General features: G+C 70.9%; 14 protein-coding genes. 6 read left to right on the top strand and 8 right to left on the bottom strand.

Annotated elements, in window-relative coordinates; translation table 11 throughout:
• The 3 genes from AruCF_RS29540 to AruCF_RS15650 form a co-directional block, all read left to right on the top strand.
• Nucleotides 1-457 (top strand): nucleotide-binding domain containing protein (locus AruCF_RS29540; RefSeq protein WP_302476727.1); only part of this gene is annotated, 457 nt, incomplete at its 5' end.
• Nucleotides 458-480: 23 nt separating this feature from the next.
• Nucleotides 481-1,479, top strand: coding sequence for a 4-hydroxythreonine-4-phosphate dehydrogenase PdxA (gene pdxA, locus AruCF_RS15655; protein WP_049077883.1), 999 nt, complete (start codon nucleotides 481-483; stop codon nucleotides 1,477-1,479).
• A complete protein-coding gene (locus tag AruCF_RS15650) occupies nucleotides 1,463-2,176 on the top strand; it encodes a 4-hydroxythreonine-4-phosphate dehydrogenase (protein WP_100508905.1) in 714 nt (237 codons plus the stop codon). Before pdxA ends, AruCF_RS15650 begins: the two co-directional genes overlap by 17 nt.
• Nucleotides 2,177-2,225: 49 nt before the next feature.
• Here the strand turns inward: AruCF_RS15650 and AruCF_RS15645 are convergent, their stop codons facing one another.
• Together AruCF_RS15645 and phrB are read right to left on the bottom strand one after the other, a co-directional pair.
• Nucleotides 2,226-3,917: a methyl-accepting chemotaxis protein gene (locus AruCF_RS15645; protein ID WP_049074153.1), complete on the bottom strand. Its 1,692-nt coding sequence runs from the start codon at nucleotides 3,915-3,917 to the stop codon at nucleotides 2,226-2,228.
• 165 nt (nucleotides 3,918-4,082) lie between these two features.
• Nucleotides 4,083-5,501 (bottom strand): deoxyribodipyrimidine photo-lyase, encoded by a 1,419-nt coding sequence (gene phrB / locus AruCF_RS15640; protein ID WP_049074152.1) that lies wholly within the window; start codon nucleotides 5,499-5,501, stop codon nucleotides 4,083-4,085.
• 285 nt (nucleotides 5,502-5,786) lie between these two features.
• Between phrB and AruCF_RS15635 the strand changes: the two genes are divergently transcribed.
• Nucleotides 5,787-7,235: a CoA transferase gene (locus tag AruCF_RS15635; protein ID WP_049074151.1), complete on the top strand. Its 1,449-nt coding sequence runs from the start codon at nucleotides 5,787-5,789 to the stop codon at nucleotides 7,233-7,235.
• Between the two features lie 108 nt (nucleotides 7,236-7,343).
• Here AruCF_RS15635 and AruCF_RS15630 read toward each other — a convergent pair whose 3' ends face one another.
• The 6 genes from AruCF_RS15630 to AruCF_RS15610 form a co-directional block, all read right to left on the bottom strand.
• On the bottom strand, nucleotides 7,344-7,883 hold the full coding sequence (locus AruCF_RS15630; protein WP_049074150.1) for a peroxiredoxin: 540 nt from the start codon (nucleotides 7,881-7,883) through the stop codon (nucleotides 7,344-7,346).
• Nucleotides 7,884-8,006: 123 nt separating this feature from the next.
• Nucleotides 8,007-9,407, bottom strand: coding sequence for a YXWGXW repeat-containing protein (locus AruCF_RS15625; RefSeq protein ID WP_049074148.1), 1,401 nt, complete (start codon nucleotides 9,405-9,407; stop codon nucleotides 8,007-8,009).
• Nucleotides 9,408-9,439: 32 nt separating this feature from the next.
• The gene (locus AruCF_RS29535) at nucleotides 9,440-9,598 is read right to left on the bottom strand and encodes a hypothetical protein (protein ID WP_006385045.1); all 159 of its coding nucleotides are present in this window, start codon (nucleotides 9,596-9,598) and stop codon (nucleotides 9,440-9,442) included.
• Nucleotides 9,599-9,850: 252 nt separating this feature from the next.
• Complete coding sequence (locus AruCF_RS15620; protein WP_049074147.1) at nucleotides 9,851-10,258, bottom strand: DoxX family protein; 408 nt, start codon at nucleotides 10,256-10,258, stop codon at nucleotides 9,851-9,853.
• A gap of 174 nt (nucleotides 10,259-10,432) precedes the next feature.
• Entirely contained in the window at nucleotides 10,433-11,821 is a 1,389-nt protein-coding gene (dbpA, locus tag AruCF_RS15615) for an ATP-dependent RNA helicase DbpA (RefSeq protein ID WP_049074146.1), read from the bottom strand.
• A 135-nt stretch (nucleotides 11,822-11,956) separates the two neighbouring features.
• Nucleotides 11,957-12,715 carry an IclR family transcriptional regulator gene (locus tag AruCF_RS15610; protein WP_049074145.1) on the bottom strand — a complete coding sequence of 253 codons (759 nt, stop codon included), beginning with the start codon at nucleotides 12,713-12,715 and terminating at the stop codon, nucleotides 11,957-11,959.
• 160 nt (nucleotides 12,716-12,875) lie between these two features.
• On the opposite strand from AruCF_RS15610, the gene xsc reads away from it, so the two are divergent.
• Both xsc and AruCF_RS15600 read left to right on the top strand, forming a co-directional pair.
• Nucleotides 12,876-14,687 (top strand): sulfoacetaldehyde acetyltransferase, encoded by a 1,812-nt coding sequence (gene xsc / locus AruCF_RS15605; RefSeq protein ID WP_080977440.1) that lies wholly within the window; start codon nucleotides 12,876-12,878, stop codon nucleotides 14,685-14,687.
• A gap of 4 nt (nucleotides 14,688-14,691) precedes the next feature.
• Nucleotides 14,692-15,621, top strand: a complete 930-nt coding sequence (locus tag AruCF_RS15600) for a bifunctional enoyl-CoA hydratase/phosphate acetyltransferase (RefSeq protein WP_049074143.1) — start codon at nucleotides 14,692-14,694, stop codon at nucleotides 15,619-15,621.
• Nucleotides 15,622-15,696: the final 75 nt, after the last annotated feature.

Raw genomic sequence — 15,696 nt, 5'->3', positions numbered from 1 at the left:
TCCGGCGCGGCCGCCGCGCGCGCGCCGGGTGCTGGTGGTGATCGGCAGCGCCAACCCGGCCAGCCGGGCGCAAGGCGAGACCCTGCGGGCCGCTGGCGCGCAGGTGGCGCATCGTGCCGACGAGATCGCCGCGGACACCGGGCTGGTCTGCCTGATGGCGCCCGGCTCGCCCCAGGCCGATCCGGCCGCGGTGCTGGCGGCGCTGGCGCGGCAGGCGACGCTGGCGCTGGCGCGGCACCGCTTCGACGGCCTGATCGCGACCGGCGGCGACACCCTGGCGGCGCTGCTCGACGCGCTGGCCATCGACACATTTACCTTGACCTGCGAACTGGCGCCCGGCTTTCCCGCCGGGACGGCCGCGTGCGCGGGTCGGCAACTGGCGATCGCCATGAAGGCGGGCGGCTTCGGCGGCCCCGAGGCCTTGCGCGACGCCGCCTGGAGACTGCTGTGCCGATGAATCCTTCGCGCGCGGTCGCCGACCTGCCCGCGCCCGCCTTGCCCCTGGCCATCACCCTGGGCGACCCCGCCGGCATCGGGCCGGAGATCGTCGCCAAGACGCTGCTGTTGCCGGGTTACGCCGAGCGCTGCGTGGCGGTGGGCGATCCCGCCGTCATGGCGCGCGCGCTGGCGCCGCTGGGCGCGGCCGAACGGCTGCGGGTGGTGGCCGACGTGGCCGACGCCGAGCTGCGGCCGGACCGCGTCTGCCTGCTGCCGTCGTCCGCGCTGCCGCTGCCGCCGCCGTTCGGCCGGGTCGACGCGGCCTGTGGCCGTGCGGCGTACCAGGCGATCTGCCTGGCCATCGACCTGGCGCGCCAGGGGCGGGTGGCCGGGATGGTCACCGCGCCGATCCACAAGGAAGCGCTGGCCGCGGCCGGCGTGCCGTATCCCGGCCATACCGAGATCCTGGCCGAGCGCGGCGGCGCGCGGCGCGTGGCGATGATGCTGGCCAACGACGCCATCGCCACGGTGCTGGTCACCATTCATTGTTCGCTGCGCCAGGCCATCGAGCGCGCCGACTTCGAGGCGCAGTTGTCGGCGATCCGGCTGGCCCACCAGGGCGGTCGCGCGCGGGGCGCGCCGGCGCCGCGCGTGGCGGTGGCCGGCCTGAATCCGCATGCCGGCGAGGGCGGCCTGTTCGGCGACGAGGAACAGCGCATCATCCGGCCGGCGATCGAGGCCGCGCGCCGCGAGGGCATCGACGCCAGCGGCCCGTGGCCCGGCGACACGGTCTTCATGCAGGCGCGGCAGGGACGCTTCGACGTGGTGGTGGCGCAGTACCACGACCAGGGCCTGATCCCGGTGAAGTACCTGGGCCTGGAGCAGGGCGTGAACATCACCCTGGGGCTGCCGTTCGTGCGCACCAGCCCCGATCACGGCACCGCGTTCGACATCGCCGGGCAGGGCATCGCCGATCCCGCCAGCCTGCGGACCGCCATCGACCACGCCTTCCGGCTCGCCGCCCATGCGGCATCCCTTTGAACCTCCTATCATCCTGGACATCATGCCCGCCGACTTCATCTTCATGCTGACCCGCAACGACCGCACCGTGGCGGACGCCGACGCCCACCTGGACACGGCGCTCGCGTGCGGGGTGCGCCATATCGGTTTCAAGGACATCGGCCAGCCGCCAGCGGTCCTGCGGCGGCTCAACGCCACCATCCGCGCGGCGGGCGCGCGCAGCTACCTGGAAGTGGTGTCGCAGGACCGGGACAGCGAGCTGGCGTCGGTGCGCGCCGCGCGCGAACTGGAGGTCGACTGTCTGCTGGGCGGCACGCACGCGGCCGACGCGCTGCCGCTGCTGGCCGGCTCGCCCATCCGCTACTACCCGTTTCCGGGCCGGGTCCATGGGCATCCCAGCATCCTCGGCGGCACGCGCGAGGAGATCGCGCGCAGCGCCGCGCAACTGGCCGGCCTGCCCGGCGTGCATGGGCTGGACCTGCTGGCCTACCGCGCCGACGTCGATGTGCCGGCGCTGATGGCGCAGGTATGCGCGGCGGGCGCGCCGGTGATCGTGGCCGGCTCGCTCGACACGCCCGAGCGCATCCGGGCGGCGTGCCGCGCCGGGGCGGCGGGGTTCACGGTGGGCACGGCGGCGCTGGATGGCCGCTTTTCCGCCGCGCGCGCCGGACTGGCGGGCCAGTTGGCGGCGATCCAGGCGGCCGCGGCCGGCGCCTGAACCGGGGGCCGATCCGGCGCCTGCGCCCGGACCCGCGTCGCCGCGGGCGTCACGAGGCGCGCTGTTCCAGCAACGGCTGCCCCTGGCGCGGCGCGGGTATCAACGCCGCCGGCGCCGGCGCCGCGGCGCGCTTGGGCAGCACGGTCTGGGCGCCGGCGATGCGGAACACCTCGATGGCGTGGCGCAGTTGCGCGCCGCGGGTGCGCAGGTTGTCCACCGCGCGGCTGGCCTGCTCTACGCGCGCGGCGTTGCTCTGCGCGGCGCTGTCGGTTTCCGAGATGGTGCGGCTGACGTTGTCGATGCCGGTGTGCTGCTCGTTGGACGTGGCGGCGATCTCGTTGACGATCTCGGTCACCTGCCGCACCGACCCGACGATGTCGAGCATGGCCTCGCCGGCGCGCTCGACATGACGCACGCCGTCCTCGACCTTGTGGTTCGACGCCTCGATCAGTTCCTTGATCTCGCGCGCCGCCGTGGCGCTTTTCTGCGCCAGGGCGCGCACTTCGGCGGCCACCACCGCGAAACCCTTGCCGGCCTCGCCGGCGCGGGCCGCTTCCACCGCGGCGTTGAGCGCCAGGATATTGGTCTGGAACGCGATGCCGTCGATGATGCCGACGATCTCGCTGATGCGCGCGGTGCTCTGCACGATGCCCTGCATCGCCCGCACCGCGTCATCGACCACCTGGCCGCCGCGCCGCGCCACGTCCGAGGCCTGGTTGGCCATCTGGTCGGCGCCGTGCGCGTTGGTGGCGGTCTGTTTCACGGTGGAGGCCAGCTGTTCCATGCTGGCCGCGGCTTCCTCCAGCGAGGCCGCCTGGCGCTGCGTGTGGGCCGACAGGTCGGCGTTGCCGTCGGCGATCTCGGCGGCTGATGTCAGCGCGCTCTCGATGCCGTTGTGCACGTCGCGGGTGATGCTGACCAGGCTCTTGCGCATCACTTCCAGCGAGAACTTCAGCGCGCCGATCTCGTCGCGGATGCTGGCCGGCGGCAGGGGCGTGCTGAGGTTGCCGGCGGCGATCTGGCGGGTGAAGTCGGTGGCGGTGACGAGCAGGCCGGTGATCGAGCGGGCAAAGCCCCAGCCCGAGGCGAAGATCAGGATCACGCCCGCGGCCAGCATGGCGGCCGCCAGCGCGATTTCCTCGGTGCTCATGCGGTCGAGCATGCCGTACAGCGCCACGCCGGCCGCGCCCAGGAACAGGCTGGACGCCAGCATGGCCCAGGCCAGCATGCGCGAGCGCACGCCGGTCAGGCGCCACAGTTTCAGGCGCGCCAGCACGCCGCGCAGCCCGGTGGGCTGGACCTGGCCGCGGCTGAGCCTGAAGCCGCGCGCGCGGCCTTCGCGCAGGCGGCGGTAGGCGGCGTCGGCGGCCTCGATCTGGGCGCGGGTCGGCTTGACCCGCACCGAGGCATAACAGACGGTCTCGCCGCGCTCGATGATGGGCGTGACGTTGGCCAGCACCCAATAGTAGCCGCCGTCCTTGCGGCGGTTCTTGACCACGCCGGTCCAGGACTCGCCGCGTTGAATGGTGTGCCACAGGTCCTCGAACGCCTCTTGCGGCATATCGGGGTGGCGCACGATGTTGTGGGCCGCGCCCACCAGTTCCTCGCGGGTGAAGCCGCTGACCTCCACGAACGCCGGGTTGGCGTAGATGATGCGACCGCGGGCGTCGGTGCGGGAGATCAGGTACTGCTCGTCGTGCAGCGTGTATTCCTTGTCGTAGACCGGCTGGTTGTTGCGCATGCGTCTTTCGTCCTGTGATGGGCGGCGGGGGCGTGTTGCTGCCGGATCATCGGGGACGCGCGGTATCGCCGGGTTGATCTACGTCAAAACATTCTGAAACCATACGAAACGTAAACGGCCGCGATCAGGCGCGGCCGTGATGTGATGGACGATTTTGGTCGGCGTTCAGGCCTTGGGCAGGTTGCCGAAGGCCTCCAGCGCGCGCAGCCGGCTTTGCGGCAGGTCGACGATGGGCGCGGGGTAACCGGCCGCCGCCCGTTCCATCGGGCTGGGATCGTGGATGGCGCTGTCGTCCAGATGCGCCAGCTCGGGCAGCCATTCACGCAGGAACACGCCGCGCGGATCGAACTTGCGCGATTGCGACAGCGGATTGAAGACGCGGAAGTAGGGCACCGAGTCGGCGCCGGTGGAGGCGCTCCATTGCCAGCCGCCGTTGTTGGCGGCCAGGTCGCCGTCCACCAGGTGCGCCATGAACCAGGCTTCGCCCAGGCGCCAGTCGATCAGCAGGTTCTTGCTCAGGAACATGGCGGTGACCATGCGCAGCCGGTTGTGCATCCAGCCCAGCGCCAGGAGCTGGCGCATGGCGGCGTCGACGATGGGGATGCCGGTGCGGCCTTCCTGCCAGGCGCGCAGGTCATCAGGCGCATCGCGCCAGGGCACCGCGGCGGTCTCGGGTTTCATCGGCTGGTGCATCGACAGTGCCGGGCAGGCGGCCAGCAGGTGCTGGTAGAACTCGCGCCACAGCAGTTCATTGATCCACGTGGCCGCGCCGGCGTTGCCGCTTTCCAGCTCGCCGTGGTTGGCCGCCTGCGCCGCGCGCAGGGCCTGGCCGGGCGAGAGCACGCCGGCCGCCAGGTAGGGCGACAGGCAACTGGTGGCCGGCAGGCTGGGGAAGTCGCGTTCGTCGCGGTAGGCGTCGATGACCCCGTCGGCAAAGGCGTCGAGCCGGTCGCCGGCCGCGGCCTCGCCGGCCGGCCACAGGGCGCGGATGGCATCGCTGGCGGGCGCGTAGCCGTCGAAGGCGGGCGGCAGCGGATCGGCCTGCCAGGCGGGCGCGGCCTGCGGCTTGGGCGCGGCGATCGCGCGCGGCGGCGCGCTGCGCAGGCGCTCGCGGCAGGCGCGCGCATACGGCGTGTAGACGCGGTAGCAGTCGCCCTTGCCGGTCACCACCGTGCCCGGGCGCAGCAGCGAGGCGCCGTGGTGCAGGGTCCAGTCGATGCCGGCCTCGGCCAGGCGGCAGGCCACCGCATCGTCGCGGCGCCGTTCGTTGACGGCCCATTCAGTGTTGGCGTGGACCGCCGCGATGTCGTGTTTGCGGCAAAAGCGCAGCAGGGCGTCGGGGACCTGCTTCCAGGTTTCGACGGTCAATAGTTTCAGCGGAATGCCGAGCTGGCCCAGGTCGCGCGACAGTGTGTGCAGGTTGCGCAACCAGAAGTCCACCTTGGCGGGCGCATCGCCATGCCGCCGCCATTGTCCGGGCGCGGCGATGAACAGCGCGGTGACGGTGCCGTCCGCGGCCGCGGCCGCCAGGGCGGGGTTGTCGTGCAGGCGCAGGTCGGTGCGCAGCCAGATCAGGGTGTGCATTGGAGTAAATCCGGTGGAATAGCGTGGGACGCGCGGCAAGGCTGGCATTCTAGCGTGCGGCCCCGGGCGCGCGGCCGCGCCGCGCACACCTTGTAAAAACTACGAGTAGATGTGACGGATCGTGGCGCGGCCGGCGGGCCGGCGGGCGGGGCGCGCCACAGCCAAAGCCCCCCTGGCTGGCCGCGCCACGCCGTCAAACCATGAAACACGCTGGCGCTTTCCCTGTATTGACGCGGCCCTCGCCGCCGCCATGTAATTCATTCAACAGATAAAGAAGACGACGATATGGGACACCTGATGGATCTGCGCCCGTCCTTTCTCAAAGGACGCACACCCGCCGCCAAGACGTCGCGCGACGTCCTGCAACAACTGTGGCGCTCGCTCGATCTGCCCGACGAGGCGCTCGAGCATTTGGTGTTGACCGGCGCGGATCCGGTGTTGCCGTCCTCGTTCGCGGTGGGCACCGCGGCCCAGGCCAGCATGGCGGCCGCGGCGCTGGCGGCGGCGGAAATCTGGCACCTGCGCGGCGGCGAACGCCAGCAGGTCGGTGTCGACCTGCGGCACGCCGCGCAGGAATGCCGCAGCCATTTCACCATCAACGGTGTCGCGCCCGATCCGCGCGATCCGATCACCGGCGCCTATCGCTGCGGCGATGGCGGCTGGGTCCGCATCCACGCCAATTTCCCGCACCATCGCGACGGCGCCCTGGCGCTGTTGGGCTGTCCCACCGGGGACGGCGCCACTCGCGAGGCGGTGGAGCAGGCGCTGGGGCGTTGGCGCGCGCTGGATTTCGAACAGGTGGCGGCCGATGCCGGCATGGTGGTGGCCGCCATGCGCAGTTTCGACGAATGGGACCGCCACCCGCAGGGCCAGGCAATCGCGGCGCAGCCGCTGCTGACGATCGAGCGCATCGGCGAGGCCGATCCGCGGCCGCTGCCCAAGTACGGCCACGATGCGCGTCCCCTCAAGGACATCCGTGTGCTCGACCTGACCCGCATCATTGCCGGCCCGGTCTGCGGCCGCGCGCTGGCGGCCTATGGCGCCGACGTGATGCTGGTCAATTCGCCACATCTGCCGAACATCGCCAACCTCATCGACACCAGCCGCGGCAAGCTGTCGGTTCATGCCGACCTGGATACCGCCGACGGCCGCATCGCGCTGGCCAATCTGTTGCGCAGCGCGCATGTGTTCGTGCAGGGCTACCGGCCGGGCGGCATGGCGGCGCTGGGCTTCGGGCCGCAGGACGCGGCCCGGCTGCGGCCCGGCATCGTGTATGTGTCGTTGTCGGCCTACGGCGCCACCGGCCCCTGGGCCAACCGCCGCGGCTTCGATTCGCTGGTGCAGACCGCCGCCGGTTTCAACCATGCCGAAGCGGCCGCCGCCGGGCAGGACGCGCCCAAGCCGTTGCCGATGCAGATCCTGGACCACGCCTCGGGCTACCTGATGGCGTTCGGCGCGCAGGTGGCGCTGGCGCGGCAGGCCACCGAGGGCGGCAGCTGGCACGTGCGCGTATCGCTGGCGCAGACCGCGCATTGGCTGCGCACGCTGGGCCGCGTCGACGGCGGCCTGGCCTGTGCGACGCCGGGCTTCGCGGGGCTGCTGGAAACGGAGCCCTCGGGCTTCGGCGAACTGACGGCGGTGCGCCACGCGGCGCAGTTCTCGCTGACGCCGGCGCGCTGGACGCGGCCGTCGAGCCCGCCGGGCACGCATCCGACGGTGTGGCCGTTCAACTAGCGGATCGCGCCACGTCCTGACGCCAAGGGGGGCTCGTCACGCGGATGGATCCCGACGGCTCAGCGCGCCCGCCGATCAAGCCGCTTTTCCACGTCCGGCCGCCACGGCCTATTTCTGGCTGGCCTTCCAGTCGCGCAGCGCGCGCATGGTGTTGCTGACGTGGGCCTCGGGATTCATGTTGGTGTATTCGTACAGGATCTTGCCATCGGGCGTGATCACGTAGGACACGCGTTGCGCGCGCTCGGGGCGCGCGTCCAGCACCGCGTCGTAGGCCTTCATGATCTTGCCGTCGCCATCGGCGGCCACCGCGAACTTGCTGCGGCATGCACTGACCGAGAATTTGTTCAGGGTGTCGATGTCGTCGGCCGAGACGCCGATGACGGTGGCGCCCAGCGACTTGTATTCGTCGGTGGCCTCGGCGAAATCATGGGCCTCGATGGTGCAGCCCGCCGTGAACGCGGCGGGGTAGAAATACAGGACCACCGGACCCTTCTTGAGCGCCTCGGCCAGCTTGAAGGTGAACACGTTGCCGCCGAGCGAGGCCTGGGCGCTGAAGTCGGGCGCGGGCGCGCCGACGTTGAGGGCGGCCTGGGCGGCGGGGCCGGCCAGCAGGCCGCAGGCGAGGAACAGGGGGGCAAGGCGCTTCATAGGGGTCTCCGCGAATCGGGGGGCCGTGGGCCGCGTGGACATCGACGGGGCCGGGCCTGACCACTGTAGCCGCGTCGTCCGCAGGAATCCAGCCCGGCGGACGACGTGGCCGTGCTCGCGAGGTCAGTCGCGGCCACCCCGTTCATGCGGCGCGCCGCGCTCGCCGCCACCGCCGCGTTGCGGTTCCTGGCCGCCGGATGGCCGCCCGCCGCCGTGCTGCGGATTGCCCTGCGGCCGGGCCTCGGGACGGTTGGCGGGGGCCGCGTGCGACTCACGCGGCGCGCGGGGCGCCAGGTTGTCCGGGGCCGGGCCGGGGCGCGGCCCTTGCTGCGGCCGAGCCTGGGGCTGGGCTTGCGGCGGTCGAGCTTGGGGCTGATTCTGCGGCTGGGCTTGCTGCGGTCGCGATTGCATCTGACTGGGCGGCTGGGCCTGTGGCGGCCTCGATTGCGCTTGACTCGGCGGTTGGGCCTGCGGCGCGTTTTGCGGTTGCCGCGCTTGCGGTTGGCCGGGCGTCTGTGCCTGCGGCGGGCGGGTCTGCTGCCCCGGCGCCTGCGCAGCAGGCGGGCCGCCGGCACCGCCACGATTGAAATCCGCCCGCGGGCCGCCGGGCGTCGCGGCGCCCGGTCCACGGTCCGGGCCATTGCCCGGTCGATTCTGCGCGCCGCTTCCCGGACCGTTTCCTGGGCCATATCCTGGCCCATTTCCAGGCCCATTGCCCTGGCCCGCGCCGGGGCGCGGTCCCGCAGCCGGCCCGCCGCGGCCCGGCGCATGGTCCACGAACGCCTGCGGCGGCCGCCCCTGGTTGTGGTCGAAGAACTGGGCGCGGTTGCCGCCGGCCTCGCGCACGAAGCCGCGTTGCACGTCGGTGGGCGGATGGTGTGGTTCGTTGCGCGCGGCGACCTCGCGCGGGTCGGGCCGGCGCTGGATGCCGGCCGGGCCGCCGTTGTAGCTGATGCGGCGGTTGTCGATATTGTTGTTGACCACTACCGTGTGGTTGTAGACGTTGGTGACGCGGGTGACATTCACGTTGGTCACGGCGCGGTTGTAGAAGAAGCGGTCGTGATCCCAGTAACCGCCGACGTAGCCGATGCCGATGTAGCCGAAGCCATAGTTGATGCCGCCATAGAAGCCGATGTGCGGCCCCCAGTAGCCGGCGTGCCACAGATAGACGCCGTCGACGAAGCCCCAGTAGCCGGGGGTCCACAACGCGCCGGTATAAGGCGCCAGCACCCAGGCGCCCGGGACCCAGAAGAAGCCGTAGCGGTTCAGGCTCCAGTATCCAGGCACCCACATGTAGCCGTCGCCGGGCGCGGGCGGCTGGGTGTAGACGGGCAGGGGCGGCGGCGGTTGCGGGCTGCGGTCGACCGGCGCCAGGTTGGCGTTGGCCGGATCGCCATTGTCATAGGCGGGCGCGGCCGGGGCGGGCGGCGGCGCGTACGTCTGCGCCAGGGCGCTGGCGCAGACCGTCATCAATACAGCGGCGGCCAGGGGGCGCAGGCGGGGAACCGAAGCGAGGGCGTTCATGGCGTTTCCTTTGCGCGGCGGGGGCGCGCGGATCAATAGCCGTGGTAGTAGCCACCGTGATAGTAATAGTGCGGCGCGGGGTAGTAGTAATAAGCGGGCGCCGGCCGGTAATAAGCCGGGCGCGCCGGCACCACCACACAGCCGGTCAGGGCGCTGGCCATCGCCAGCATCAACAGAATCGTCTTCTTCATTTGGGATCTCCTGCCGAGCGCCTGGCGTGCGTCACGCCTTCCTTGGGCTCGTAGGGATTAGGCCATGACCGCGGGGGCGAGTTCTGGGTCTGTAATGGATCCGAAACAGCTTTCAGGTGACGGATGTTTGCGCCGGCGTGACCGTTGATGTCGTTCGTAGCAATTGTTCCGGCGGGCGGCCCAGCGGCCGGCCGTCCATGAAAAAGGCCGCCTCGCGGCGGCCTTGATGGGCGGCGCGAGGCGCCGGGGCGGTCAGTTCCAGCGGCCGCCGTTGCCGGCCAGGCTGAAGCGGCCGGCGCCCATGAAGGCGATGGCCAGGGCCGTGAACAGGAACATGCCTTGCAGTTCCAGCGCCCAGCCGCCGTTGTTGGTCAGGCTGCCGATCTGGCCGGTATGGGCCAGCAGGATCGCGACCACCATGTTGATGGCGATGATCAGGCCGCCCAGGCGGGTGTAGACGCCGATGATCAGCAGCACCGGCGCGATGATTTCGCCGATGTACACGCCATACGCCAGGAAGCCGGGCAGGCCATGCGAGGACAGCATGCCGGCGATGCCGCCGACGCCGCCGCCGGTGATCTTGAACAGGCCATGGAGCAGAATCAGAATGCCGAGGGTCAGGCGCAGGATCAGCTTGCCGGTGTCGTCGGATTTGATCATGGTGGATTTCTCTTTATGGTGGTTAAGGGGGATGCGATGCGCCGGTTTGAGCGCACGCCGAGCCTTTGGTTCCCGCTCCCGCGCCGGCCGGCGCGGGGTGGGCCATTATGACAAATCCGGAATGTGACCAGCAAGCGTCTTGCCGCGCGCCGACGGGCCGACGCTGACGAATGCTTACAGTTCCTCGAGGTAGCGCATGCGGAAGCGCCGGCCCTTGATGTTGCTGTTGGACAGGCGCGAGAAGGCCTGCTTGGCGATCTTGCGGTCCAGCGCCACGTAGGCGTTGAACTCGGTGATGTTGATCTTGCCGACCTGCTCGAAGGCCAGGCCGCCGTCGCCGGTCAGGGCGCCCAGCAGGTCGCCGGGGCGCAGCTTGTCCTTCTTGCCGCCCTGGATGCACAGGGTCACCATGGGCGCGCGCAGCGGCCGGTCGGCCTTGGGGCGCAGCGACTTGATGTCGCCCCAGGTCAGGGGCGCGCCCTGGTATTGCTCGATCAGGTTGGCCCAGCGCATTTCGTCGGGCGAGCACAGGCTCAGGGCCAGGCCTTTCTGGTCGCCGCGGCCGCTGCGGCCGATGCGGTGCACGTGGACCTCGGTGTCCTTGGTGACGTCGACGTTGATGACCGCGCCCAGGTTCTGGATGTCCAGGCCGCGCGCGGCCACGTCGGTCGCCACCAGCACGGCGCAGCTCTGGTTGGCGAACTGGATCAGGATTTCGTCGCGCTCGCGCTGTTCCAGGTCGCCGTTCAGCGCCAGGGCGCTGATGCCTTCGGCCTGCAAGCGTTCGACCAGGTCATGGCTGCGGATCTTGGTGTTGCAGAAGGCCAGCGTCGAGACCGGGCGGAAATGCGCCAGCAGCCTGGCCACCGCGTCCAGGCGCTCGGCCGGGTCGATCTCGTAGAAGATCTGTTCGATGCGGCTGGCGTCATGCTGCGCCTCGACCTTGACCTCGGCCGGGTTGCGCAGGAAGCGCGCGCTCAGCTTGCGGATGTTGTCGGGGTAGGTGGCCGAGAACAGCAGGGTCTGGCGCTTGGCGGGGCAATGCGAGGCGATGGCCACGATATCGTCGTAGAAGCCCATGTCGACCATGCGGTCGGCCTCGTCCAGCACCAGCGTGGTCAGGCCGGACAGGTCCAGGCTGCCGCGTTCCAGGTGGTCCTGGATGCGGCCGGGCGTGCCGACCACGATGTGGGTGCCTCGCGCCAGCGATTCGGCTTGCGGGCGGGCCGCGGCGCCGCCGCACAGCGTCAGGATTTTGACGTTGGCGATCTGGCGCGCCAGCCGGCGCAGTTCCTGCGCCACCTGGTCGGCCAGTTCGCGGGTCGGACAGAGCAGCAGCGCCTGCGGCGTCAGGCGGGTGGGATCGAGCTTTTGCAGCACGCCCAGGCCAAAGGCCGCGGTCTTGCCGCTGCCGGTCTTGGCCTGCGCGATGAGGTCGCGGCCTTCCAGGATCAGCGGCAGGCTTTGCGTCTGGATCGGCGTCATCTGCTCGAACCCCAGGCTTTGCAGATTGTCGAGCAGGGCGGGCAAAAGGGGCAGGGAAGTAAAGGGCGTCTGGGTCACGGCAGGGGCTCTCGCAGGAACTGCGATAAATACGGATTCGGCCGACAGTGTAAGGCCTGCGGGTTCCCCGGGGCGCGCGGACTGGCGCGCGCACCGGCCGCCGGGCGCGCGCCAATTCGGGGGCGCGTGGCGCAATCAGGCCGACGGTTCATAGGTGCCCGCCAGCGCTCGCGCCGCTTCCTGCATGCGCGGCAGCCAGGCGCGCGCGCCGTCGATCGACAGCCGCGCCATCGGCGCGTGCAGCGCCACCGCGGCGATGGCGCGGCGCCCGCGCATGATCGGCACCGCCATGCAGACAATGCCCAGCAGGAATTCCTCGCGGTCGAAGCTGGCGCCTTCCTTGCGGATCGCTTGCAGTTCGCGCTCCAGCGCCGCCGTGTCGCATAGCGTGTTGGGCGTGTAGCGCGGCAGCGGCGCCGCCGCCAGCAGCCGCGCGCGCGCCTCGCGCCGCATGTGCGCCAGGAACAGCTTGCCGCTGGCGCTGCAATGCAGCGGCACGCGCGAGCCGGGCTGCAGGTTGACGCGCAGCGGCCAGGCGGTCTCGACCCGGTCCAGGTAGATGACCTCGTCGCCGTCCAGCATGGTGCAGTTGCAGGTTTCGCCGATCTCGTCGACCAGGCTGTCCAGGATGCGGTGGCGCTCGGCCCGCAGCGGCGAATTGAGCAGGGTGTCGCGCGCCAGCAGCGCCAGGCGCGGGCCGGTGATGTAGCGCTTGCCTGCGGGCTCGCGCAGCAGCATGCCGGCGTCCACCAGCCGCGACAGGATGCGCAGCACCGATGGCTTGGGCAGGCCGGTGGCCTCGGTCAGCGCCGCCAGCGATACCGGCGCCTCGGAACCGGCGACCTGTTCCAGCAGGGTCAGCGCGCGCAGCGCCGCGGAGGATTCGTCTTTCATCTTTCAATATTTGAAGATTTGGCGAAAGGCCGCCAGGTTGGTGCGGATTCTGCAGAAAATGGAACGCCGCAGGGTGGGAAATGCGGGAGTTCTGCTGCAGTATCGGTTCACCCCGGCCATTATGCAATCCAAGCCGCGCCGGTCCGCCAGGAGAGAGACCATGAGCAGCAAACAACACATGACCCCCAGCGAAGCGTTCGTCGAGACGCTGGTGGCGCAGGGCGTCAAGGACGTTTTCGGCATCGTCGGTTCGGCCTTCATGGACGCGCTGGACCTGTTCCCCGCCGCCGGCATCCGCTTCGTGCCAACGGTGCACGAGCAGGGCGCCGCCCACATGGCCGACGGCTATTCGCGCGTCACCGGCCGCCACGGCGTCTGCATCGCGCAGAACGGGCCCGGCATCACCAACTTCGTCACCGGCGTGGCCGCGGCCTACTGGGCCCACAGCCCGGTGGTGGCGATCACGCCCGAGACCGGCACTTCCGGCATGGGCCTGGGCGGCTTCCAGGAAACCGAGCAGCTGCCGATCTTCTCGCGCATCACCAAGTACCAGGCGCACGTCAACCGCCCCGACCGCATGGCCGAATTCACCGCCAAGGCCTTCGACAACGCGCTGGCCGAGCGCGGCCCGACCCAGCTGAACATCCCGCGCGATTATTTCTATGGCGAGATCGACGTGGCCATTCCGGAGCCGCGCCGCATCCGCCGCGGCCCGGGATCCGAAGAAGACCTGGAAGCGGCCGCGCGTCTCCTGGCCAGCGCCAGATTCCCGGTGATCGTCGCCGGCGGCGGCGTGCTGTTCTCGGCCGGCCAGGCCGAATGCGTGGCGCTGGCCGAGCTGCTGGGCGCGCCGGTGGTCACCAGCTACCTGCACAACGACGCCTTCCCGGCCAGCCATCCGCTGTGGTGCGGGCCGCTGGGCTACCAGGGCTCCAAGGCCGGCATGAAGCTGCTGTCGCAGGCCGACGTGGTGCTGGCGCTGGGCACGCGCCTGGGACCCTTCGGCACCTTGCCGCAGCACGGGCTGGACTACTGGCCGCAGAACGCGCGCATCATCCAGGTCGACGCAGACCACCGCATGCTGGGCCTGGTGCGGCCGGTGTCGGTGGGCATCTGCGGCGACGCCAAGCCGGCGGCGGCGGCGCTGGCCGCGAAATTGCGCGATCGCGAGGTCGCCTGCGTGGCCACCAAGGCGGCGCGCGGCGAAGAGATCGCGGCGCAGAAAAGCGCCTGGGAAAAGGAACTGGACGGCTGGTCGCACGAGCGCGACGACTGGAGCCTGGACATCATCGAGCACGGCGGCGGCCGCATGCATCCGCGCCGCATGCTGCGCGAGCTGGAGCGCGCCATGCCCAAGCACGTGATGGTGTCCACCGACATCGGCAACATCTGCTCGGTGTCCAACAGCTACCTGCGCTTCGACGAACCGGATTCGATGCTGGCGGCCATGAGCTTCGGCAACTGCGGCTACGCGCTGCCCGCGCTCATCGGCGCCAAGCTTGGGCGCCCGGACCGGCCGGCGGTGGCCTACGTTGGCGATGGCGCCTGGTGCATGAGCTTCCAGGAGCTGCTGACCTGCGTGCGCGAGCGCATTCCGGTCACGGCGGTGGTGTTCCACAACGGCCAGTGGGGCGCGGAAAAGAAGAACCAGGTGGACTTCTACGGCCGCCGTTTCGTCGGCAGCAACCTGCAGAATCCCAACTTCGCGGAACTGGCGCGGGCCATGGGCGCCGAGGGCATCCGGGTCGAGCATGCCGACCAGGTCGGCGCGGCGCTGCAGGCCGCGTGCAAGGCGCAGTCCGAGGGCAAGACCACCGTGCTGGAAATGATGGTGAGCCAGGAGCTGGGCGATCCGTTCCGCCGCGATGCGCTCAAGCAGCCGCTGCGCCTGCTGGACAAGTACAAGCGCTACGTCAACCAGCCGTTCCAGCCGGGCGAGGTGCCGCTGCCGATCGACCCGGTGCGCGGCTGACGCCATGGCCAGCGACCGCTTGTTCGAGCCGCTGCGGGCCGCGGCGCTGTCGGCCGGGCGGGTGCGCACGGCGGTGGCCTATCCGCTGTGCGCGTCCAGCCTGGGCGCCGCGGTGCAGGCGCGCGAGGCCGGCTACATCGAGCCGCTGCTGGTCGGGCCGGCGGCCCGGCTGGCGGCCTTGATGGCCGAGCTGGGCCTGCGCGCCGGCTCGCTGGAGATCGTCGACACGCCCGATGACGAGGCGCTGGCCGCGCGCGCCGCCGCCGGCCTGGCGCGCGACGGCGCCGTCGGCATGCTAATGAAGGGCAGCCTGCACACCGACCATTTCATGTCGGCGGTGGTGGCGCGCGAATCGGGCCTGCGCACCGGCCGTCGCATCAGCCATGCCTTCGTGATGGCGGCGGCCGCGTATCCCAAGCTGTTCATCCTGACCGACGCCGCCGTCAACATCGCCCCGACCCTGCAGGAGAAGGCCGACATCGCGCAGAACGCCATCGACCTGGCGCGCGCGCTGGGCGTGGCGCGGCCCAAGGTGGCGGTGCTGTGCGCCACCGAATCGGTCAACCCGGCCATGCCCGCGACGCTGGATGCGGCGGCCCTGTCGAAGATGGCCGACCGCCAGCAGATCCGCGGCGGCCAGATCGACGGTCCGCTGGCGTTCGACAACGCCATCTCGCGCCAGGCGGCCGAGCAGAAGGGCATCGTCTCGCCAGTGGCGGGCGACGCGGACATCCTGCTGGTGCCCGACATCGAGGCCGGCAACATGCTCTACAAGGAGCTGACCTGGCTGGCCGGCGCGGCCACCGCCGGGCTGGTGCTGGGCACGCGCGTGCCGGTGCTGCTGACCAGCCGCTCGGATGCGGTACAGGCGCGGGTCGACAGCTGCGCGGTGGCGGCGCTGTATGCGCGGGCCCTGGCGGCCGGCGCGCGTTGAAGCGGGGCGCGCCGGCCTGGCACCATCAAGTCCGGCGGTTTGGTACTAAGCGGGGGCCCCGGGGTTGACTAGGCT

The sequence above is a fragment of the Achromobacter ruhlandii genome (genome assembly GCF_002082135.1).
GTDB classification, from domain to species: domain Bacteria; phylum Pseudomonadota; class Gammaproteobacteria; order Burkholderiales; family Burkholderiaceae_B; genus Achromobacter; species Achromobacter ruhlandii.
The sequence above is the reverse complement of the archived record's forward strand: the minus strand, read 5'-3'. Positions and strand labels throughout refer to the sequence as shown.

What these genes read in the sequence shown, in the direction of transcription:
- AruCF_RS15650 (WP_100508905.1), top strand. Translation starts at nt 1,463, where the DNA reads ATGCGGCATCCCTTTGAACCTCCTATCATCCTGGACATCATGCCCGCC.
- AruCF_RS15645 (WP_049074153.1), bottom strand. Translation starts at nt 3,917, where the DNA reads ATGCGCAACAACCAGCCGGTCTACGACAAGGAATACACGCTGCACGAC.
- phrB (WP_049074152.1), bottom strand. Translation starts at nt 5,501, where the DNA reads ATGCACACCCTGATCTGGCTGCGCACCGACCTGCGCCTGCACGACAAC.
- AruCF_RS15635 (WP_049074151.1), top strand. Translation starts at nt 5,787, where the DNA reads ATGGGACACCTGATGGATCTGCGCCCGTCCTTTCTCAAAGGACGCACA.
- AruCF_RS15630 (WP_049074150.1), bottom strand. Translation starts at nt 7,883, where the DNA reads ATGAAGCGCCTTGCCCCCCTGTTCCTCGCCTGCGGCCTGCTGGCCGGC.
- AruCF_RS15625 (WP_049074148.1), bottom strand. Translation starts at nt 9,407, where the DNA reads ATGAACGCCCTCGCTTCGGTTCCCCGCCTGCGCCCCCTGGCCGCCGCT.
- AruCF_RS29535 (WP_006385045.1), bottom strand. Translation starts at nt 9,598, where the DNA reads ATGAAGAAGACGATTCTGTTGATGCTGGCGATGGCCAGCGCCCTGACC.
- AruCF_RS15620 (WP_049074147.1), bottom strand. Translation starts at nt 10,258, where the DNA reads ATGATCAAATCCGACGACACCGGCAAGCTGATCCTGCGCCTGACCCTC.
- AruCF_RS15610 (WP_049074145.1), bottom strand. Translation starts at nt 12,715, where the DNA reads ATGAAAGACGAATCCTCCGCGGCGCTGCGCGCGCTGACCCTGCTGGAA.
- xsc (WP_080977440.1), top strand. Translation starts at nt 12,876, where the DNA reads ATGAGCAGCAAACAACACATGACCCCCAGCGAAGCGTTCGTCGAGACG.
- AruCF_RS15600 (WP_049074143.1), top strand. Translation starts at nt 14,692, where the DNA reads ATGGCCAGCGACCGCTTGTTCGAGCCGCTGCGGGCCGCGGCGCTGTCG.